This is a genomic window from Synechococcus sp. N19, from assembly GCF_900474045.1.
In the GTDB taxonomy this organism is placed as follows: Bacteria; Cyanobacteriota; Cyanobacteriia; order PCC-6307; family Cyanobiaceae; genus Parasynechococcus.
Map to the genome: position 1 here is coordinate 48,122 of NZ_UCNR01000011.1, position 16,698 is coordinate 64,819.

General features: G+C 62.8%; 21 protein-coding genes. 14 read left to right on the forward strand and 7 right to left on the reverse strand.

Annotation, left to right across the window (positions count from 1 at the left end):
• Positions 1–46: 46 nt before the first annotated feature.
• Together DXY02_RS07550 and DXY02_RS07555 are read left to right on the forward strand one after the other, a co-directional pair.
• Positions 47–1,588, forward strand: a complete 1,542-nt coding sequence (locus DXY02_RS07550; protein ID WP_114988765.1) for a NarK family nitrate/nitrite MFS transporter — start codon at positions 47–49, stop codon at positions 1,586–1,588.
• Between the two features lie 82 nt (positions 1,589–1,670).
• Entirely contained in the window at positions 1,671–3,902 is a 2,232-nt protein-coding gene (locus DXY02_RS07555) for a nitrate reductase (protein ID WP_114988766.1), read from the forward strand.
• On the opposite strand, the gene DXY02_RS07560 is transcribed toward DXY02_RS07555, so the two are convergent.
• The gene (locus DXY02_RS07560) at positions 3,883–4,350 is read right to left on the reverse strand and encodes a nitrate reductase associated protein (protein ID WP_114988767.1); all 468 of its coding nucleotides are present in this window, start codon (positions 4,348–4,350) and stop codon (positions 3,883–3,885) included. The two genes, DXY02_RS07555 and DXY02_RS07560, sit on opposite strands and share 20 nt — an antisense overlap.
• 278 nt (positions 4,351–4,628) lie before the next feature.
• Here DXY02_RS07560 and DXY02_RS07565 point away from each other — a divergent pair, with 278 nt between their 5' ends.
• Genes DXY02_RS07565 through glp form a run of 4 tightly spaced genes read left to right on the forward strand, consistent with a single transcriptional unit; the run spans position 4,629 to position 7,401 of the window.
• Entirely contained in the window at positions 4,629–4,940 is a 312-nt protein-coding gene (locus tag DXY02_RS07565) for a hypothetical protein (protein ID WP_114988768.1), read from the forward strand.
• Between the two features lie 52 nt (positions 4,941–4,992).
• Positions 4,993–5,694, forward strand: coding sequence for a carbonic anhydrase (locus DXY02_RS07570; protein ID WP_114988769.1), 702 nt, complete (start codon positions 4,993–4,995; stop codon positions 5,692–5,694).
• Positions 5,691–6,167 carry a cyclic pyranopterin monophosphate synthase MoaC gene (moaC, locus tag DXY02_RS07575; RefSeq protein ID WP_114988770.1) on the forward strand — a complete coding sequence of 159 codons (477 nt, stop codon included), beginning with the start codon at positions 5,691–5,693 and terminating at the stop codon, positions 6,165–6,167. Before DXY02_RS07570 ends, moaC begins: the two co-directional genes overlap by 4 nt.
• Positions 6,151–7,401, forward strand: a complete 1,251-nt coding sequence (glp, locus tag DXY02_RS07580) for a gephyrin-like molybdotransferase Glp (RefSeq protein ID WP_114988771.1) — start codon at positions 6,151–6,153, stop codon at positions 7,399–7,401. Before moaC ends, glp begins: the two co-directional genes overlap by 17 nt.
• Here the strand turns inward: glp and DXY02_RS07585 are convergent.
• The gene (locus DXY02_RS07585) at positions 7,386–8,195 is read right to left on the reverse strand and encodes a hypothetical protein (protein WP_114988772.1); all 810 of its coding nucleotides are present in this window, start codon (positions 8,193–8,195) and stop codon (positions 7,386–7,388) included. The two genes, glp and DXY02_RS07585, sit on opposite strands and share 16 nt — an antisense overlap.
• Before the next feature lie 59 nt (positions 8,196–8,254).
• Here DXY02_RS07585 and DXY02_RS07590 point away from each other — a divergent pair, with 59 nt between their 5' ends.
• Positions 8,255–9,118, forward strand: a complete 864-nt coding sequence (locus DXY02_RS07590) for an NAD-dependent epimerase/dehydratase family protein (RefSeq protein ID WP_114988773.1) — start codon at positions 8,255–8,257, stop codon at positions 9,116–9,118.
• On the opposite strand, the gene DXY02_RS07595 is transcribed toward DXY02_RS07590, so the two are convergent.
• Together DXY02_RS07595 and DXY02_RS07600 are read right to left on the reverse strand one after the other, a co-directional pair.
• Positions 9,082–9,510, reverse strand: a complete 429-nt coding sequence (locus tag DXY02_RS07595) for a molybdenum cofactor biosynthesis protein MoaE (protein ID WP_114988774.1) — start codon at positions 9,508–9,510, stop codon at positions 9,082–9,084. The two genes, DXY02_RS07590 and DXY02_RS07595, sit on opposite strands and share 37 nt — an antisense overlap.
• 3 nt (positions 9,511–9,513) lie before the next feature.
• Positions 9,514–9,750: a MoaD/ThiS family protein gene (locus DXY02_RS07600; RefSeq protein ID WP_114988775.1), complete on the reverse strand. Its 237-nt coding sequence runs from the start codon at positions 9,748–9,750 to the stop codon at positions 9,514–9,516.
• Positions 9,751–9,795: 45 nt separating this feature from the next.
• Between DXY02_RS07600 and moaB the strand changes: the two genes are divergently transcribed.
• Positions 9,796–10,293, forward strand: a complete 498-nt coding sequence (gene moaB / locus DXY02_RS07605; RefSeq protein ID WP_114988776.1) for a molybdenum cofactor biosynthesis protein B — start codon at positions 9,796–9,798, stop codon at positions 10,291–10,293.
• A gap of 21 nt (positions 10,294–10,314) precedes the next feature.
• On the opposite strand, the gene cobA is transcribed toward moaB, so the two are convergent.
• Positions 10,315–11,103 carry a uroporphyrinogen-III C-methyltransferase gene (gene cobA / locus DXY02_RS07610; RefSeq protein ID WP_114988777.1) on the reverse strand — a complete coding sequence of 263 codons (789 nt, stop codon included), beginning with the start codon at positions 11,101–11,103 and terminating at the stop codon, positions 10,315–10,317.
• A complete protein-coding gene (locus DXY02_RS07615) occupies positions 11,100–11,747 on the reverse strand; it encodes a DNA mismatch repair protein MutS (protein WP_244276198.1) in 648 nt (215 codons plus the stop codon). The genes cobA and DXY02_RS07615 overlap by 4 nt, the downstream gene beginning before the upstream one ends.
• 42 nt (positions 11,748–11,789) lie before the next feature.
• Between DXY02_RS07615 and DXY02_RS07620 the strand changes: the two genes are divergently transcribed.
• The 5 genes from DXY02_RS07620 (at position 11,790) to DXY02_RS07640 (ending at position 15,752) form a co-directional block, all read left to right on the forward strand.
• Positions 11,790–12,095 (forward strand): hypothetical protein, encoded by a 306-nt coding sequence (locus DXY02_RS07620; protein ID WP_137024470.1) that lies wholly within the window; start codon positions 11,790–11,792, stop codon positions 12,093–12,095.
• Between the two features lie 257 nt (positions 12,096–12,352).
• Positions 12,353–13,894, forward strand: coding sequence for a ferredoxin--nitrite reductase (locus tag DXY02_RS07625; protein ID WP_114988780.1), 1,542 nt, complete (start codon positions 12,353–12,355; stop codon positions 13,892–13,894).
• 70 nt (positions 13,895–13,964) lie between these two features.
• Positions 13,965–14,099: a hypothetical protein gene (locus tag DXY02_RS07630; protein WP_006851080.1), complete on the forward strand. Its 135-nt coding sequence runs from the start codon at positions 13,965–13,967 to the stop codon at positions 14,097–14,099.
• A 35-nt stretch (positions 14,100–14,134) separates the two neighbouring features.
• The gene (locus tag DXY02_RS07635) at positions 14,135–15,022 is read left to right on the forward strand and encodes a formate/nitrite transporter family protein (protein WP_114988781.1); all 888 of its coding nucleotides are present in this window, start codon (positions 14,135–14,137) and stop codon (positions 15,020–15,022) included.
• 7 nt (positions 15,023–15,029) lie between these two features.
• Positions 15,030–15,752 (forward strand): HEAT repeat domain-containing protein, encoded by a 723-nt coding sequence (locus DXY02_RS07640; RefSeq protein WP_114988887.1) that lies wholly within the window; start codon positions 15,030–15,032, stop codon positions 15,750–15,752.
• 52 nt (positions 15,753–15,804) lie between these two features.
• On the opposite strand, the gene cynS is transcribed toward DXY02_RS07640, so the two are convergent.
• Positions 15,805–16,257, reverse strand: coding sequence for a cyanase (gene cynS / locus DXY02_RS07645; RefSeq protein ID WP_114988782.1), 453 nt, complete (start codon positions 16,255–16,257; stop codon positions 15,805–15,807).
• Between the two features lie 228 nt (positions 16,258–16,485).
• Between cynS and DXY02_RS07650 the strand changes: the two genes are divergently transcribed.
• On the forward strand, positions 16,486–16,656 hold the full coding sequence (locus DXY02_RS07650) for a cyanate hydratase (protein ID WP_114988783.1): 171 nt from the start codon (positions 16,486–16,488) through the stop codon (positions 16,654–16,656).
• Positions 16,657–16,698 lie beyond the last annotated feature (42 nt).

The window sequence follows — 16,698 nt, forward strand, 5'->3', positions numbered from 1 at the left end:
CGGGCACCTTTCCTTTTGAAGCCCGAGGTTCCTTCTCTTCTCCTCAATGCTTGGCGACCTTTGGTCGTTCCAGGGCAGGTACCGAACCCTTCACCTGACCTGGATCGCCTTCTTCCTGACCTTCGTGGTCTGGTTCAACCTGGCCCCTCTGGCCACCACCGTGAAAGCGGACCTGGGTCTGACCGTTGGTCAGATCCGCACAGTGGCCATCTGCAACGTGGCCCTCACCATTCCGGCGCGCGTGCTGATCGGCATGCTGCTGGACAAATTCGGACCCCGGATCACCTACTCCTCGATCCTGGTGTTCTCGGCGATTCCCTGCCTGCTGTTTGCGTCCGCTCAGGACTTCAACCAGCTGGTGGTAGCCCGTCTGCTGCTCTCCATCGTTGGCGCCGGCTTCGTGATCGGCATCCGCATGGTGGCCGAGTGGTTCCCACCCAAGGAAATCGGCCTGGCAGAAGGCATCTATGGCGGCTGGGGCAACTTCGGCTCCGCCTTCTCCGCCCTCACCATGGTGGCCCTCGCTGGCTTCCTCTCCTTCTCCGGCGGTTTCGAACTGCCCACCGGCGCTGTTCTGAACTGGCGCGGTGCGATCGCTCTGACCGGCATCGTCTCCGCCTTCTACGGCTGCTTCTACTTCTTCAACGTCACCGACACCCCCCCCGGCAAGACGTATCAGCGCCCTGCGAAAACCGCAGGTCTGGAAGTCACCTCGATGCGCGACTTCTGGGGTCTGCTGGGCATGAACGTGCCCTTCGCAGCCATCCTCTGCGTGCTCTGCTGGCGCCTGTCCAAGGTTGGCTTCCTCACCGCAAGCACCTACCCCCTGGCCCTCGGTGCCGTTGCCGTCTGGTTTGCCTTCCAGACCTGGGGAATCATCCGCACCAACCGCGACCTGATCCTCGGCAACAAGGTTTATCCCAAGGAAGATCGCTACGAGTTCCGCCAGGTGGCGATCCTCGAGCTCACCTACATCGTGAACTTCGGCTCCGAACTGGCCGTGGTTTCGATGCTGCCCACCTTCTTTGAAACCACCTTCGATCTGCCGAAGGCCACCGCCGGAATCCTGGCGTCCTGCTTCGCTTTCGTGAACCTGGTCGCCCGTCCTGCTGGCGGTCTGATCTCCGACCGCGTTGGCAGCCGCAAGAACACCATGGGCTTCCTCACCGCCGGTCTCGGCGTGGGCTACCTGGTGATGAGCATGATCAAGCCCGGCACCTTCACCGGCACCACCGGCATTGCCGTTGCCGTGGTGATCACCATGCTCGCCTCCTTCTTCGTGCAGTCTGGTGAAGGCGCCACCTTCGCGCTGGTGCCCCTGGTCAAGCGTCGCGTCACCGGTCAGGTGGCCGGCCTGGTGGGTGCCTACGGCAACGTTGGTGCTGTGACCTACCTGACCATCTTCAGCCTCCTGCCGATGTGGATGGGCGGCGGCGGCGAACCCACCCCCGAGGTGATCGCGGCTTCCAACAGTGCCTTCTTCCAGATCCTGGGCGTAGCCGGTCTGATCGTGGCCTTCTTCTGCTTCTTCTTCCTGAAGGAGCCCAAGGGGTCCTTCGCAGACCTGCACGAAGGCGAAACCGCCTGATCCATCTCCCTCCGCAGCACCCTGTCGCTGCATAACGACCCGGAGCTTCGGCTCCGGGTTTTGTTCTTTTTTTGGTTCCTGCATGACCAACTCACCCCGCAGCGTGCGCAGCCAGTGCCCCTACTGCGGCGTGGGTTGTGGTCTGGAGCTTTTGCCTCCTGCCGTGAAGGGTGAGGCCGTGAAACGGGATGCCGAGGGCAACCCGATGTGGACCGCCCGCGGCGATCGCGAACACCCCTCCAGCCTTGGCCAGGTCTGCATCAAGGGCGCCACCGTCGGCGAAACCCTGGCCCCAGGCCGCCTGCGCCAACCCCTCTTCCGCCCAACCCTTGAGGACGACTTCGCGCCGATCAGCTGGGACGACGCCCTGAACAAAATCACCAGCCAGATCCAGGCGAGCGTGGCCCGGCGCGGCAACGCCGATGGCATCGCCATGTACGGCTCCGGTCAGTTCCACACCGAGGATTACTACCTCGCCCAGAAACTGCTCAAAGGCGCCCTGGGCACCAACAATTTCGACGCCAACTCGCGACTGTGCATGAGCTCAGCGGTGGCGGGCTACACCCGCAGCCTGGGTTCCGATGGTCCCCCCTGCAGCTATGAGGACCTCGACCACTGCACAGTGGCGTTTCTGATCGGCACCAACACGGCCGAATGCCACCCGGTGCTGTTCCAGCGGCTGCTGAAGCGAAAACGCAAAAACCCCGGCAGCGTCAAGATCGTGGTGGTGGATCCACGCCGCACCGACACCGCCAAAGCCGCCGATATCCACTTGCCGATAGCACCGGGCAGCGACCTTGCCCTGCTGCACGGCATTGCCCACTTGGTGCTGCGCGAAAACGGCCAGGATCCGGCCTTCATCGACGACCACACCGAGAATTACGACGCCTTTTTTGACGTCGCCGCCCGCTGGACCCCAAGACGGGTGGCCCTGTTCTGCAACATCCCCGAAAAACGCCTGCGGGAAGTGGCGGCTCTGTTCCACCGGCGCGAGAAGGTGCTCAGCCTCTGGTCGATGGGGGTGAACCAACGCCGTGAAGGAACGGCCGTGGTGCAGGGATTGATCAATCTGCATCTGCTCACCGGACAGATCGGCAAGCAAGGCGCGGGCCCGTTTTCCCTCACCGGCCAACCCAACGCCATGGGCGGACGCGAGGCCGGAGGCCTAGCCCACCTGCTGCCGGGCTACCGCCTCGTGGCCAACGCCGAACACCGCGCCGAAGTGGAGCAGGCCTGGCAGCTGCCGGCAGGACGAATCAACGCCAAGCCCGGATTGGCGGCCTGGCAGCAGATCGAAGCCATGGACCAGGAGGCGCTGGATCTGTGGTGGGTGGCCGCCACCAACCCCCTGGTGAGCCTCCCGGATCTCGACCGGGTGAAGTCAGCCATGCAGAAGTGCCCGCTGGTGGTGGTGAGCGAGGCCTACGCCGACTCGGAAACGTCCCACTACGCTCATCTGCTTTTGCCCGCAGCCCAGTGGAGCGAGAAGGCCGGCGCCATGACCAATTCCGAACGGCGGGTCACCTACTGCCCGGCCTACCGGCGTCGTTTCGGCGAGAGCCGTCCCGACTGGGAGGTGTTTGCCGAGGTGGGCCGGCGCCTGGGTTACAGCGAACAGTTCAACTTCGAATCAGCAGCTGAGGTGTACGCCGAATTCACGGCTCTCACCCAGGGCAGGCTTTGCGATGTGAGCGGCCTCAGCCATGAACTGCTGGAAGGCGAAGGACCGCAGCAATGGCCCTATCCCAGCGGCAGCAACCCCACCACAGAAGCCAAACGCCTCTACGAAGACCATCAATTCGCCACCCCCAACAAACGCGCCCGCTTCAGCACCGATCAACCGCTGGGACTGGCGGAACCCCCCTGCGACACCTATCCGCTGGTGCTGACGGTGGGCCGCTACCTGGGCCAGTGGCACACGATGACCCGCACCGGCAAGGTGGAACGGCTGATGAAACAGCATCCCGAGCCGCTGCTGGAGATTCACCCCGGTGACGCGCAGGAGTTGAAACTGCGCAACGGTGAACTGGCGGCGATCAGCTCACGCCGCGGCCACCTCACCGCCACGGTGAAAGTCACCGATCGCATCCGGCGTGGGTCGGTCTTCCTGCCGATGCACTGGGGATTCACCCAGGAGAAGGCCTGCGAAGCCAACACCCTCATGCACGACGAGGCCTGCCCTGTGTCGAAGCAGCCTGAACTCAAGGCCTGCGCGGTGATCGTGGCTCCCGCCGTCTCGGTGGTGAAGCCCGTTGAACAACAGAAAGGACGATTGGAGGCCCTGCGCCGGCTGCTCACACCAGCACTTCGCTGAAGGCTGCCTCAAGGTTGTGGTGGTCGTGCCCAGGCCGAACCAACTTGCACAAGGCAAAGCGATCCAGCTCACTGAGCTGGGTCCACTGCTCCAGGGTCAGCGCCACACCCCGCACTGTGGCCGCCTCCTGCACCACAGCGGGCAGCTCCGCCTGCTGTTGCCAGGGGGCACCACTCACCGGTGGCAGATCCTTGGCCATGCCATCGGCCATGGAACGCGTGCAATCGCGCAGGTGTTGGCGAAGCTGCTCAAGAGCATCGGCCCCATCCGGCCAATCCACCAGGGCTTGACGTTGCTCCTGGGAAAGTTCAAGCCAGTGGTTGAGCTTTAACTTCACCCCACACAGATCCAATTTGCGTCGTACACACAGAGGGATGCAGCGCCAGTTGCCAATGAAGTCCTGTTCAAAGGCAAAGCAATGGCAGGCGGAATTACGACGGCTGGACATCAACCAAAGCCTTGATCGGTGTCAATGATGACAACGAAAGCCCATGAAAACAGAGATGTTTACTCCGATACAAATGTTGGTCTGTGCGCTTCGCCCTCTCCCTCGGAATGCTGCTGGGAATGTCCCATGGATGGGTCACGGCTGAAGCACTCCAACAGCAGCCCATGCAGGGCTTTGATCCCGTAGAAACTGTTAATACCGCTACACAATTCAACCCGTTTAGTAGTCGTTCACACCAATTTTTTCCATACTGAAGCTCTGTTCAAAGAGTTTCTGCCGTGACCAGCAGCATCTCGTCCGCTTCCGGCCGCAGCCCCATCACCCTGGCCGCCGGTTTCCTGGGTGCCTTCATCGTGGGTTCCCTCGCCGTGCAACTGGTACGCAGCCAGACGGCTTCCGTTCAGACCGGTGCAGCTGGCGTGGAGCCGGTGATCGCCGGGCCTGCCGCTCTCTGGGCTCCCTTGGCCGAGCGCGACATCGCCAGTGCCACCGCAGGCGCAACAGCCCAACCCACTGCTGCCATCCAGCCCGCCGTTGAGCCTGTTGTGGGCTCCGAAGCCACCCTCTGGGCTCCCTTCGGCGAGCGCTGATCGCACTGCCCACGTGGCACAACCCACCAGCCGGCCCGCATAAGGTGCCGGCATGGGGATTCAGCGCCGTCACTTCCTCCAGCAAACGGGCGGTCTGGCCTTGGCCGCCCTGATCCAAGCGCGCCCCGTTGAGGCAGCAGAGGAGGAGGGTTTCTGCAGCCCGAATGATCCACTCGAGGCCCTGATGGAGGGGAACCGCCGATTTGCCGAGGCCTGGCGCCTGGGCAAACAAGACGACGGAACGACACCCCGAACGGCGGGCGCTAACCCGCGCTGCTTCAACTCCCCCAGGGCGTTGGCCACCAGCCAACATCCCTGGGCCACCGTGCTCACCTGCTCTGATTCACGGGTGTCGCCGAGCTGGGTGTTCGACACCACGCCTGGCGAGCTGTTCGTGATCCGCAACGCCGGCAACACCGCATTCACCGAAGCCATTGCCTCGGTTGAATACAGCGTCAGCGTTCTCAAGACGCCACTGTTGATGGTGATGGGACACAGTGGCTGCGGAGCCGTGACGGCGGCGATGGACACCAACCCGCTGACCCCCTCCCTGGAGCGACTGATCCAACCCATCCGGGAGAACATCAACGGCAGCAGCGATCTCGAGGACGCCGTGAAGCGCAACGCCCTCGCCAGCGCCTCCACCTTGATTCAACGCAGCGCTGTTCTGGCTGAGGCCAAAGACAGTGGTGCGCTGAAACTGGTGGTGGGTTGTTTCCAACTCAGCAGCGGTGTTGTGAGCTTGATCGAATGACGCAAGACCTGAGTCATCTGAACCAGCAAGGCGAGGTTCACATGGTGGACGTGGGGGACCGTCCGGCCACCCACCGAGAAGCCCATGCCCGTGGCGCCATTCGCATGGACGCCTCAACCCTCGGCCTGATCCAGCGGGGCGAGACACCGAAAGGAGATCTTCTGGCGGTCGCCCGGGTGGCAGCGATCCAGGCCGCCAAACGCACCTGGGAGCTGATTCCCCTGTGCCATCCGCTGCCACTCAGTGGCATGGATGTGTCGATCGACGCCGACGCCTCCCTGCCTGGCCTGGTGGTCCACTGCCGTTGCCGCACCACAGGTCAGACCGGGGTGGAAATGGAAGCGATGACGGCCGTATCCGTCGGGCTGCTGACCCTTTACGACATGCTCAAGGCGGTTGATCCAGCCATGACGATCGAGGCGATCCAGCTGGAGTTCAAGGAAGGAGGGAGGAACGGTGTCTGGAAACGCTGAGCCCTACGGACGCGAAGGGCTACCTCTGGAAGAGGCACGTCGACGGGTTCTGGCGGCGCTTCAGCCGATCACAGCCAGCAACACAGTGCCGCTGCAGCAGGCCCTCGGCAGGGTGAGCGCTGCGGATGTGCTGGCCAGCGCGGCCGTTCCGGGATTCCGGGCTTCGATCATGGACGGCTACGCCCTGGGGCAGAGCCACCAGCCCAAACCTGGGGACACCTGGCAGCTGAAGGGACACTCCGCCGCCGGCCAGCCCTTCAACGGAACCCTGGCCAGCGGCGATGCGATCCGCATCCTCACCGGCGCTCCACTGCCGGACGGTGCCGGCTGGGTGCTGCCCCAGGAGCTGATCAGCGTGGACGGCACCAGCGTCCAGCTGGTGAAAGAGGCGTCGGATCGTCCCTGGATTCGCCCCGAGGATGAGGAATGCCGACCGGGAGACCTGCTGCTGGCCGCTGGAGAGCGCCTCGGTGCCGCCGATCTCGCACGCCTCGCCGGCTGCGGCATCGCCGACCTAACCGTTGCGCAGCAACCCCGCATCGGGCTGCTGATCAGCGGGGACGAGCTGGTGCCACCCGGAACAGCGCGGCAACCCGGTGCCATCTGGGAGAGCAACGGCACGCTTCTGGAGACGATGCTCCGGGCCCTCGGGCAATCGGTGACCCAGCGACGGGTGGTGGCCGATCAACCCGACGCCCTGCGCCAGGCCCTGCTGGATCTGGCCCATGACTGCGACGTGGTGGTGAGCACCGGCGGCGTCTCCGCTGGCGACACCGATTGGATCCGACCACTGGTGGCGGAGCTGGGTGCCGTGGACTTCTGGAAACTGTTCCTACGCCCGGGGCGCCCCTTCGCCTTCGGCAGCATCGGTGAGGGCGTGCCGTTTTTCGGACTGCCGGGCAATCCCGTAGCAGCGGCGGTCACCGCCCTGCAACTGCTCTGGCCCGCCCTGCAGGTTCTGGAGGGCCAGAGCGAACCGGAACTGTTCCCCCGGGTGATGGTGGAACTGGCCGACCCGTTGTCCCGCCGACCGGGACGGCCGGAATTGGCTCGGGCCCGCCTCGACACCAACGGCGCAGGAACGCTGCTGGCACGGGTGGATGGCTCGCAGGCCTCGTCCAGGATCGGTTCCCTGCAACAGGCCGATCTGCTGCTGGAACTGCCAGCGGAAGCCGGCCCGCTCGAAAGCGGCACCCGTCTCTGGGCCCAGCTGATTCGTCAGCGGATTTTCTGAGCCGGATCAGGCTGAAACCAGCGGCGCTCCCAGGCCATGAGCTGGCCGGATGAATCGAAATGGATGCTGATCTGCTGAAACAGGGCAGCGCCGAGACGGCCACCGATCTCGAGGCTGAAGGGCGCACTGGGGAGCTCACTGGGCACCGAAAACACCAAGCCGTCGGGCATCACCGCTGAGCAGTCGTTATGCAACAGCTGGCTTGGATCGAACACCAGCGAAGCGGCGTCCTCCGCCTGGCCGTTCACCCCCGCCTGCGGCTTGAGCATCTGCCGCTCGCCACTCCATCCCTGCACCGGCGCCAGCAGGGCCTCGGGTGTCCCGCATGCGGGACGGTCAGATTCGGGATCGGTGCCGTTCAAGCAACGGAAACCAACCGCCCCAACACGCTGCAAACGCCAGCCGCCGTCAAGTGGTTCCCAGAGCAGCACCAGCATCGAGCGGGAACGACCGCAGAACAGGTTGATCTCATGGCCAAAGCGGGGACGCTCGGCATCCAACCCCCGGCTGGACTGACCGCCCGCCCCGGGGAACTGCCAGCAGCCTCCACCGGCGTTGTAGGTGGCCCGGCTGATGGGATAGGTGGCCTTACCCCCGGGGGCAAAGGCCAGACCCGATCCATCCCACACCCCGTGGTCGTCATCGGAAAAGGAAATCGCGTAGGTGGTGGGGTCGATCCGACGGGTCGGATGCTGCAGATCCAGCCGACCGCTGCCGTTCCGCTCAAACCAAGAACCACAGCCCTGCCAATGGCCCGCGAAATTGCGGCGGTTGAGGGTCCATTGATCAGTCATGTCCGTGACGGCATGGAACGGTCGATCTCCTTAGGGTCGCCCGAGCAGCCATCCCCGCCATGGACCTGACGATCGTTGGCTGCGGCTACGTGGGACTCGCTCTGGCGGAGCGGCTGCAACCAAGACGCCCCCAGCTGAAGCTGACGCTGACCACCACCACCAGCGAACGGCTGGAGCAACTCAGCCCCCTGGCCGATCGGGTGGAGCTGTGCGACGCCACAGACCCCGTGCAATTGCGGAACGCCCTGCGGCAGAGCAGCAGCGCCGTGTTCTGCCTCGGGCCAAAGGGAGATCGCCAGGTGGATGCCAACGGCTACCGCCGCACCTTCGTCGACAGCTTCCATTGCCTGACGTCGCTGTTGCCACAACTGCCGAAACTGCGGCAGATCGTCTACACGGGCAGTTGCTCGGTGTACGGCGATGCCGCGGGGGACTGGGTGGATGAGCAAACGCCTCCCGCGCCAGGCCGCGGCCATGGCGATGTTCTGCTGGAAAGCGAACGACTGCTCAGCGGCATCAGCGGCCGGCGAGTGTGCATCCTGCGCCTCGGGGCGCTCTATGGCCCTGGCCGCGATCTCGACCGACGCCTGCGCGGGCTCGCCGGACTGGAACGCCCTGGCAGCGGCTCGACCTACAGCAACTGGCTGCATGTGGTGGATGCTGCCGGTGCCCTGGAAGCAGCTCTCGATGCTGAATGGGCCGGCCTGGTGAATGTGGTCAACGACGAGCCGATTCGGCTGCGGGATCTGGTGGGGCGCAGCCTGCAGCGCCAGGGCCTGGCGCCCGTGCGCTGGCTTGGGCAGGACGAACCGGGCTCAGGGGGCCGGCGGATCCGCAACAACCGGCTCAAACAGCTGGGCTACCAGCTGCAGCACCCACGCCTTGATCAGAGTGGCGTGTTGGCGTCCAGCCAGGTGCCCTGACCAGCGCACCACTCCCGCTTCCAGAACGGGGCCTGGTGCTTGAGTTGCTCCAACAAGGCGGCTGAGCAGCGCTGCGCCGCCCCACGACGATCGGCCTGCACCGCCACCAGCACGATCGGCTCACCGGGGGCGAGCTTGCCCACCCGATGCAGCACCAGAATCGGCCCCGTCCGGTGCTCCTGCTGCAGGCGCTGCGCCATGGCCGTGATCTGACGTTCGCAAAGGCCGGGGAAGTGCTCCAGCTCAAGTGCCTCCAGAGGCCGGCCATCCATCGTGGAGGGACGCACCCGACCCATAAAGATCGCCGCGGCCGCGGCATCCCCGCTCCAAAGCGCCAGTTGCTGCCAAGGATCAAAGGGATCCGGGCACACCTCCACACGGCAATCGGTCACGCTTCACCCCCCCGTGAACGGTGGAAGAAAGGCCAGCTCATCACCGGCCTGCAACGGCTGATCGGCACCGACCAACTCCTGGTTCACCGCAATGCTGATGCCCTCCAGCGGACCAAGATCCAACTGATTCCAGACCTCACGAGCCGTCGAGACGCCTGGTGTGAAGGGAAGGGAACGATCGGCCCAACCGGCGCGTTCTCGCAGGGAAGCGAACAGCAGCACCTTCAGCACCACGTCCATGGCAGCTGGAGTGGTTCTAGCGTCCGAGGGCTCCGCCGCTGTGCCATGGGCCTCTCCATCGCCCTGCTCACCATCTCCGACACACGCACCCTGGCGGACGACAGCAGCGGAGATCAGCTGCAGCGCAGCCTTGAAGAGGCGGGGCATCACCTTCATGAGCGACAACTCTGCGCGGATGATCGCTATCAAATCCGCCGTGAACTGAGCCGCTGGATCGCCGCTCCTGCGGTTGATGTGGTGATCACCAGCGGCGGAACCGGGCTCACCGGCCGCGATGGCACCCCCGAGGCGGTGGCACCGCTGCTGGACAAAACCATCGAAGGATTCGGTGAACTGTTCCGTGTGCTCTCCTTCGAGAGCATCGGCACCAGCACCCTGCAAAGCCGCTGCCTGGCCGGCGTGGCCAACGGCACATTCGTGTTTGTGCTGCCGGGATCTCTGGATGCGGTGACCACCGCTTGGAACCGGCTCATCCGGGCTCAACTCGATGCCGACACCCGACCGTGCAACCTGGCCCAGCTCCGGGCTCGCTTGAAGGAATAGAGCGGAATCGAGCGGAGCTGTTCAGAAAGGAATCGGCATCGTGACCGCTGCCGGTGTGGGCATGCAGGCTTCAACCTGCTGATCAATCACCGCACCCACCACAACGATCGAGGGTGACTTGAAGGCTTCGGCTCGGCATTGGTCGGCAACGTCAACCAAGGTGGCTTTGAGGCAGCGTTGCCCCGCCACCGTGCCCTGCTGGATCACCGCCACGGGGGTAGTCGCAGCCAAACCACCCGCCATCAGCTCCTCTGCGATCCGAGGCAGGTTGTGCAGCCCCATGTAGATCACCAATCCGTCACTGGCCGCAGCCAGGGCACGCCAATCCACGGAAGGACGGCGCTTGTCAATTTCCTCATGACCGGTGACGAAGGTCACCGATGACCCCGCCCGCCGGTGGGTGACGGGAATTCCGGCGTAGGCAGGGGCAGCAATGCCAGCGGTGACACCAGGCACCACCTGAACAGGAATGTTCCGCTCCGCCAGGTAAGCGGCTTCTTCCCCTCCACGACCAAACAGGAAGGGATCACCCCCCTTCAAGCGCACCACGGTGCTGTGTTTCTGGGCCATTTCCACGAGCACGGCATTGGTGCTGGGTTGGGGCACCGAATGATGTCCGCGACGCTTGCCGACAAAACGGCGTTCGCAGGTTGCCGGCACAAGATCCAGCACTTCCTCGGGCACCAGCGAGTCGTACACCAGGGCATCGCACTGGCTCAGCAGCCGATGCGCCTTCAGCGTGAGCAACTCGGGATCGCCGGGACCGGCTCCCACCAGATAAACGGTTCCGGTTTGTTCAGCGGTGGTCACGGCAAGGAAACAAGCAGATCGATCAGGGCCTGACGGGTGGGGGGATGCTCCAGCAGAGGAGGCAATCCACCAGCTTCGCTCAACGCATCCGTCATGCGGTTTGGCGCGAGGGTTAGTGGAAGTGGCCGAGCCCTGGGGTGGTGCTGCTGGAACTCGGGCCAGGCATCAAAGGGAACCAACGGCAAAGCCAGGCGAGACGCCAGCATCGCGAGGAAGCGATCCGCCACCCCCGGGCGCAAGGGGTGGTGCACCAGCACGGCATCAGCGCGCTCAGACGACGGAAGTGCTGAGAGCACAGCGTTCCACCACGTGGTCCAAGAGCCCAGAAAGGGCAGCAACCGCACACTGGCTCCGGCACGACGAAGCCTGTTGCGAATCGCCGGCACATCCGTGCGGGCGTGCGCCCCAGGCAGCAGCAGCAACGGAACGATCCAAGATGAATGGGAAAGCGCCGATACGGGTTGTTCAGCCGTCAGCACCTCCAACTGCACGGGCGCTGAGCGCCGCTGAGCCAGAAGGTCCGGCAGAGAGGCCAAACACTCAGGAACAACACCGCCACTGCGGCCATGCACCACCAGATGCAACCCTTGCCGCCCCCCATCGGAAGCGTCATTCCGTAGCAATGGCCACGGATTGATGACCATGCCGGCTGATGTCATCGGGTTGTTGTGAACGTTGGATGAGTCATGGCGCCCCGCCGTCGTTTTGATCGTGCCCCATTGGACAGCCGCTCCTACCGGGAACCGCTGGACGGACGCATTGAGCGATACGACTTCCGAGACGACTGGGACGACGTCCGGGACGAGAGGTATAGCCGGGGGTACGACCCCAGGGAGGCTCGTTACGACCGGTATGACCGGTACGACCGAAGCTTCGACCGCCCCACCGGACCCTCCGAACTCGACCAAGACTTCGCTGCGATGAAGCGGGTTTGGCAGATGCTCCGGGCCGGAGCGGTGCGCATGGTTGGCGAAATTGGACGCCAATACTGAAGCCAAAGCAGGCTGCCTTTTACGGCCTCACGGGAACCACCAGATGTAGCCGGCATTACAAATCAGGCAGAACAAAGCCCCGGGATTGATCAACACCAAAAGTGTTCTCTTTGTTACGGACCAGGGTCGCCGTCGCAGTGTTTATTCAGTCAACCCAACGCTCCCCTTCGTTTTGAAGCGTTGCCGGTCTTCGGGCCATCTCGATTGATTCGCGCCTCGTCTTTGAGCAATCAATCCGCCCAATCGTTATTCGACTTATGACCATTAGCTCTCCCTCCAGGGCTTACCTGGATGGCAAGAAGCTCAACAAGATCGAGCAGAACAAGGCGGCCAAAGATGGCCTGTTGGTCGGCAGCGAAATTGAAAAATTCGCCGAGCTCGGCTGGGAGCAGGTGGATGAAACCGACCTCCAGTTGCGTTTGAAGTGGTACGGCATGTTCTGGCGTCCGAAAACACCAGGCAAATTCATGCTGCGCCTGCGGGTGCCCAATGGTGTGCTGACGGCCGATCAGCTGAGGGTGGTTGGCTCCATCGTTGAGCGCTACGGCGACAACGGCAGCTGCGACATCACCACCCGTCAGAACCTTCAACTGCGCGGCGTGCTGCTGAGCGATTTACCGGAAATCCTCAAGCGGCTAAAGGAAGCCGGCCTCAGCACGATCCAATCCGGCTTCGACAACCCCCGGAACGTCACCGGCAACCCCATTGCCGGCATTGATCCCAACGAGATCGTCGACACGCGGCCCTACACCACCGAGCTGCAGAACTTCCTCACCAACAACTGCCAGGGCAACCCGGAGTATTCCAACCTGCCCCGCAAGTGGAACACCGCCGTTGCCGGTGCAAAGGACAACTTCCTGCTCCACAACGACATCGTTTTCCACCCCGTGGAACGGGATGGGGTGATGGGATTCGGCGTCTGGATCGGAGGAATTCTGTCCTCACAGATGAATGCCTACGCCATTCCCCTGAACGCCTGGGTGAAGCCAGAGGAAATCTGCAAGATGACCGATGCCGTGATCCGGCTCTGGCGCGACAACGGTGAGCGCGACAAGCGCCCCAAAGGCCGCTTCCGCCTCTACCTGGATCAAGTGGGCCACGACGTGTTCCGCAGCCAGGTGGAAGAACTCTTCGGTCCATTGACCCCAGACCCGGGCTCTGTTTTCAACACCACGCCCCGCTCCCACTACGGAATCCATCCGCAGAAGCAGGAAGGTCTCTCCTTTGCCGGGATGCACGTTCCGGTGGGTCGCCTGACCGCCCAGGATCTGCAGGATCTGGCAACCGCCAGCCTCAACTACGGCAGTGGTGAGGTGCGTCTCACCGAAGATCAGAACGTCATCCTCGTCGGCCTTCCCCACGACAAGCTCGAGGCCCTGAAGGCAGAAGCCCTGGTGCAACGCTTCCCGCTGGAGCCAGGCACCATCGCGGCCGGCACCGTGTCCTGCACGGGCAACACCTACTGCGGTTTTGGTCTCACCAACACCAAAGATCAAGCCCTGGCGGCAGCCAAGGAACTCGACCAGGAGCTCAATCTTCCTGAAGAGCTGAAGATCCACTGGACCGGCTGCCCCAACACCTGCGGCCAGGCCTACATGGGTGCCATCGGCCTTACGGGCACCAAAGCCAAAAACAGCGAAGGCGTGATGGGCGAGGGCTACACGATGACCATCGGTGGTTCCCAAAGCGCCAATCCGACGGTCGGCGAACTCCACCGCAAGGCGATCCCGGCCGATGAGATCAAGGCCGCTCTCAAAGAGGTGTTGATCGAGAAGTTCGGGGCCACCCCGAAGGCCTGATCGCTGCGGTTGCCGTGACGCTTCCTTTTGAAGTCACGGCTCCCCGCATCGACCACTCCCCCTCACCGTCATGGCCAACCGCAACGACGTGTTCTCTCGTTTCGTCAACTGGCTCAGCGCCAGTGGTCGCGACGGAGCCGCCATCAACCGTCAGGGCGGCAGCCCTGATCTGTTTTCCCGCCTGATGAACCGCATCAGCGGCTGACATCAAAACCTTCGTCCAACTCTCAATCTCATCTGATGGACTACGTCCTACCCAATGAGCTTGTCGACGGCATGATTGCCGCCGGCGGCAAAAAATCAACGGTCAGCGTGAAGAACCTGCTGATCCGTGGCTTTTACTCCGGAGCCATCCTTGGCCTGGCGGTGATCCTGGCCCTCACCGTGGGCATCACCGTCAAAGCCCCGTTCGTGGGATCGCTGCTGTTCCCCTTCGGCTTCGCCAGCATCGTGCTGTTCGGCATGGAGCTGGTGACAGGCAACTTCGCCCTGCTGCCGATGGCCACCTGGGCGGGCAAGAGCAGCTGGGGTGCCACCTTCCGCAACTGGGTCTGGGTGTGGATCGGCAACTGGATCGGCACCGCCGTTGTGGCCGTGATCATGGCCATCAGCCTCACCAGCGGCACCATGGATGGCGCTGCTGACAACGTCGGCCCGCCGATCTGGGATGCCGTGGCCCAGAAGATCATGGCCCTCAATCAAATCAACGTTGAGAAGAAGTACGAGGCCCTGGGAAGCATGGGCTTCTTCCTCGCCTTCCTGCGCGGACTCGTGGCCAACTGGTTGGTTTGCCTGGGCGTGACCATGGCCCTGGTGAGCAAGAGCGTTCCCGGCAAGATCCTGGCCTGCTGGCTTCCGATCACCGCCTTCCAGTCGATGGGCATGGAGCACATCGTGGTGAACCAGTTCCTGCACACCGCTGGCCCGATCCTCGGTTCCGGCGTCCCCTTCACCAAGGTGATCTTCTGGAACTGGCTGCCTGTCACTCTCGGCAACATCGTGGGCGGCATGGTGTTCATCGGCATGCTCTTCTACAGCACCCATCGCACGCCGATGGAGAACGTGCTGCCCACCGAGCACGATGAAAAGCTGGAGCGTGAGCTCGCTGCTGAACTGGGTGCCCGCTGATCCATCCATGAACGACGAAGCCGTTCTCTGGGAACGGCTCGCCCGATCTCGACGCGCTCCTTTGGAGCCCGCTTGGCTGGGGGAGGTCTACTCCCCCAGCCTTTCTGTTGATCTGCGGCGAGCCCTCTGCGAAAAACTGGGGATGCAGGCCGAGCGCGGCTGGCCCGTGATCCAAGACCTCCTCGCCAGCCACGGGGTTCTGCCCGATTTGGTGATGGCGGCAGGACTCTGCCACCAGAGCGAAGCCCGCGATTGGTTGTTGGCTCAACTCGAGCAAACCTCAGACGATGAGGACGCCAACCTGATGGTGGTTCAGGCTCTCGCCTGCTGGGGTGCCGAAGTTCCCGAATCGGTGGTGGTGAATTGCCTGCATCACCCGGGCCAACTGCACCGACTTGCCGGTCTTCAACTGCTCAGCTTCCGATCCCATTGCCTCGACGACGGTGAACTGCTGCAGTTCTGCCAAGAGGTTTTGAATGATTTTCGCGATCCAGTCGTTGTGGCCGCCATTCGGGTTCTGCAACGCCGCGATGGCGTGTTGATCAGCGAAAAGCTGTCAGAGCTGTGTGGAAATGGTTCCCTGCCTGTTGCCGAGGCCGCCTTCCGCGCGCTCGGTTGCATCGCCACACCTTCCAGTCAGCGCTGCCTGCTGGAGTTAAGCCAGGAGCTGAATGACGACGTTCGGCGGAAAATGGCCAGCACCCAACTGAGCCAACAATTCCGCCAATAAAAAAACCCCGCGATGGCGGGGCTTGATGTCTTCAATCAAGACACTTGAATGTTCACCACTTTTTGTAAGGCAGGAACTTGCCGCACATGGTGATTTTGACGCGATCACCTTTGGGATCCTCCACTTTGTCGACATCAAGCGTGAAGTCAATCGCGCTCATGATGCCGTCACCAAAATGCTCCTGGATCACATCCTTCAGGGGCATGCCATAGACCTGCATGATCTCGTAGAAGCGATAGATCAAGGGATCAGTGGGGATCACTGGATCGAGGCTTCCCTTGGTGGGGAACTCCTGCAAAGCGGCGGTGATGGCTGAGTCAAGGGAGAGCAGCTCAGCCAGCTTTTCAGCCTCTTCTTTTGAAGCTGTGGCTTGTCCATAGAACAAGGAAGCAATCCAGACCTCATCGAGGCCCAGGGCTGCTTCCAGATCAGCAAAGCTCATGCCCTTGGCCTTCTTTGCAGCCATCAAGGTGGCGGTGACGGTCTCCTGGGAAGGAGCTGCCAACGACGGGGTCGAGGGAACAGCTGAAACAGTCATGATTGAACGAAAAATTGTTATAGCCGCCTCAAAAACAGCATTCCAAGTTGGAACGTCTCAGCAGCAGAGAAACTGTTGCGCAAACGCTGACTGAACAATGAAGCATCAACTACAAAACAACAGCCTGTTTTGAAGCAACAAGCACAGCCGACAGGCTCTTGATCGGGGAAATTTGTTTTACAGAAGAAATTTGCAATGAGCCAATTCTTCCAATCGATGGCGAACCTGCTGCAGGCGCAATTCCTTCCGCCAACCACTGCTCCCCAACTGATGCTGGAGCGGCTCTATTACGCCGAAGGACGCCACCACCCGCAGCACCCACGCCATGGCAGTTTCGAGGGGCTATCCCGTCTGAGCAGGCCCTGAGCTTTCGTAGCAATTGCTACCCCTGCCGGGTCAGTCACTCCT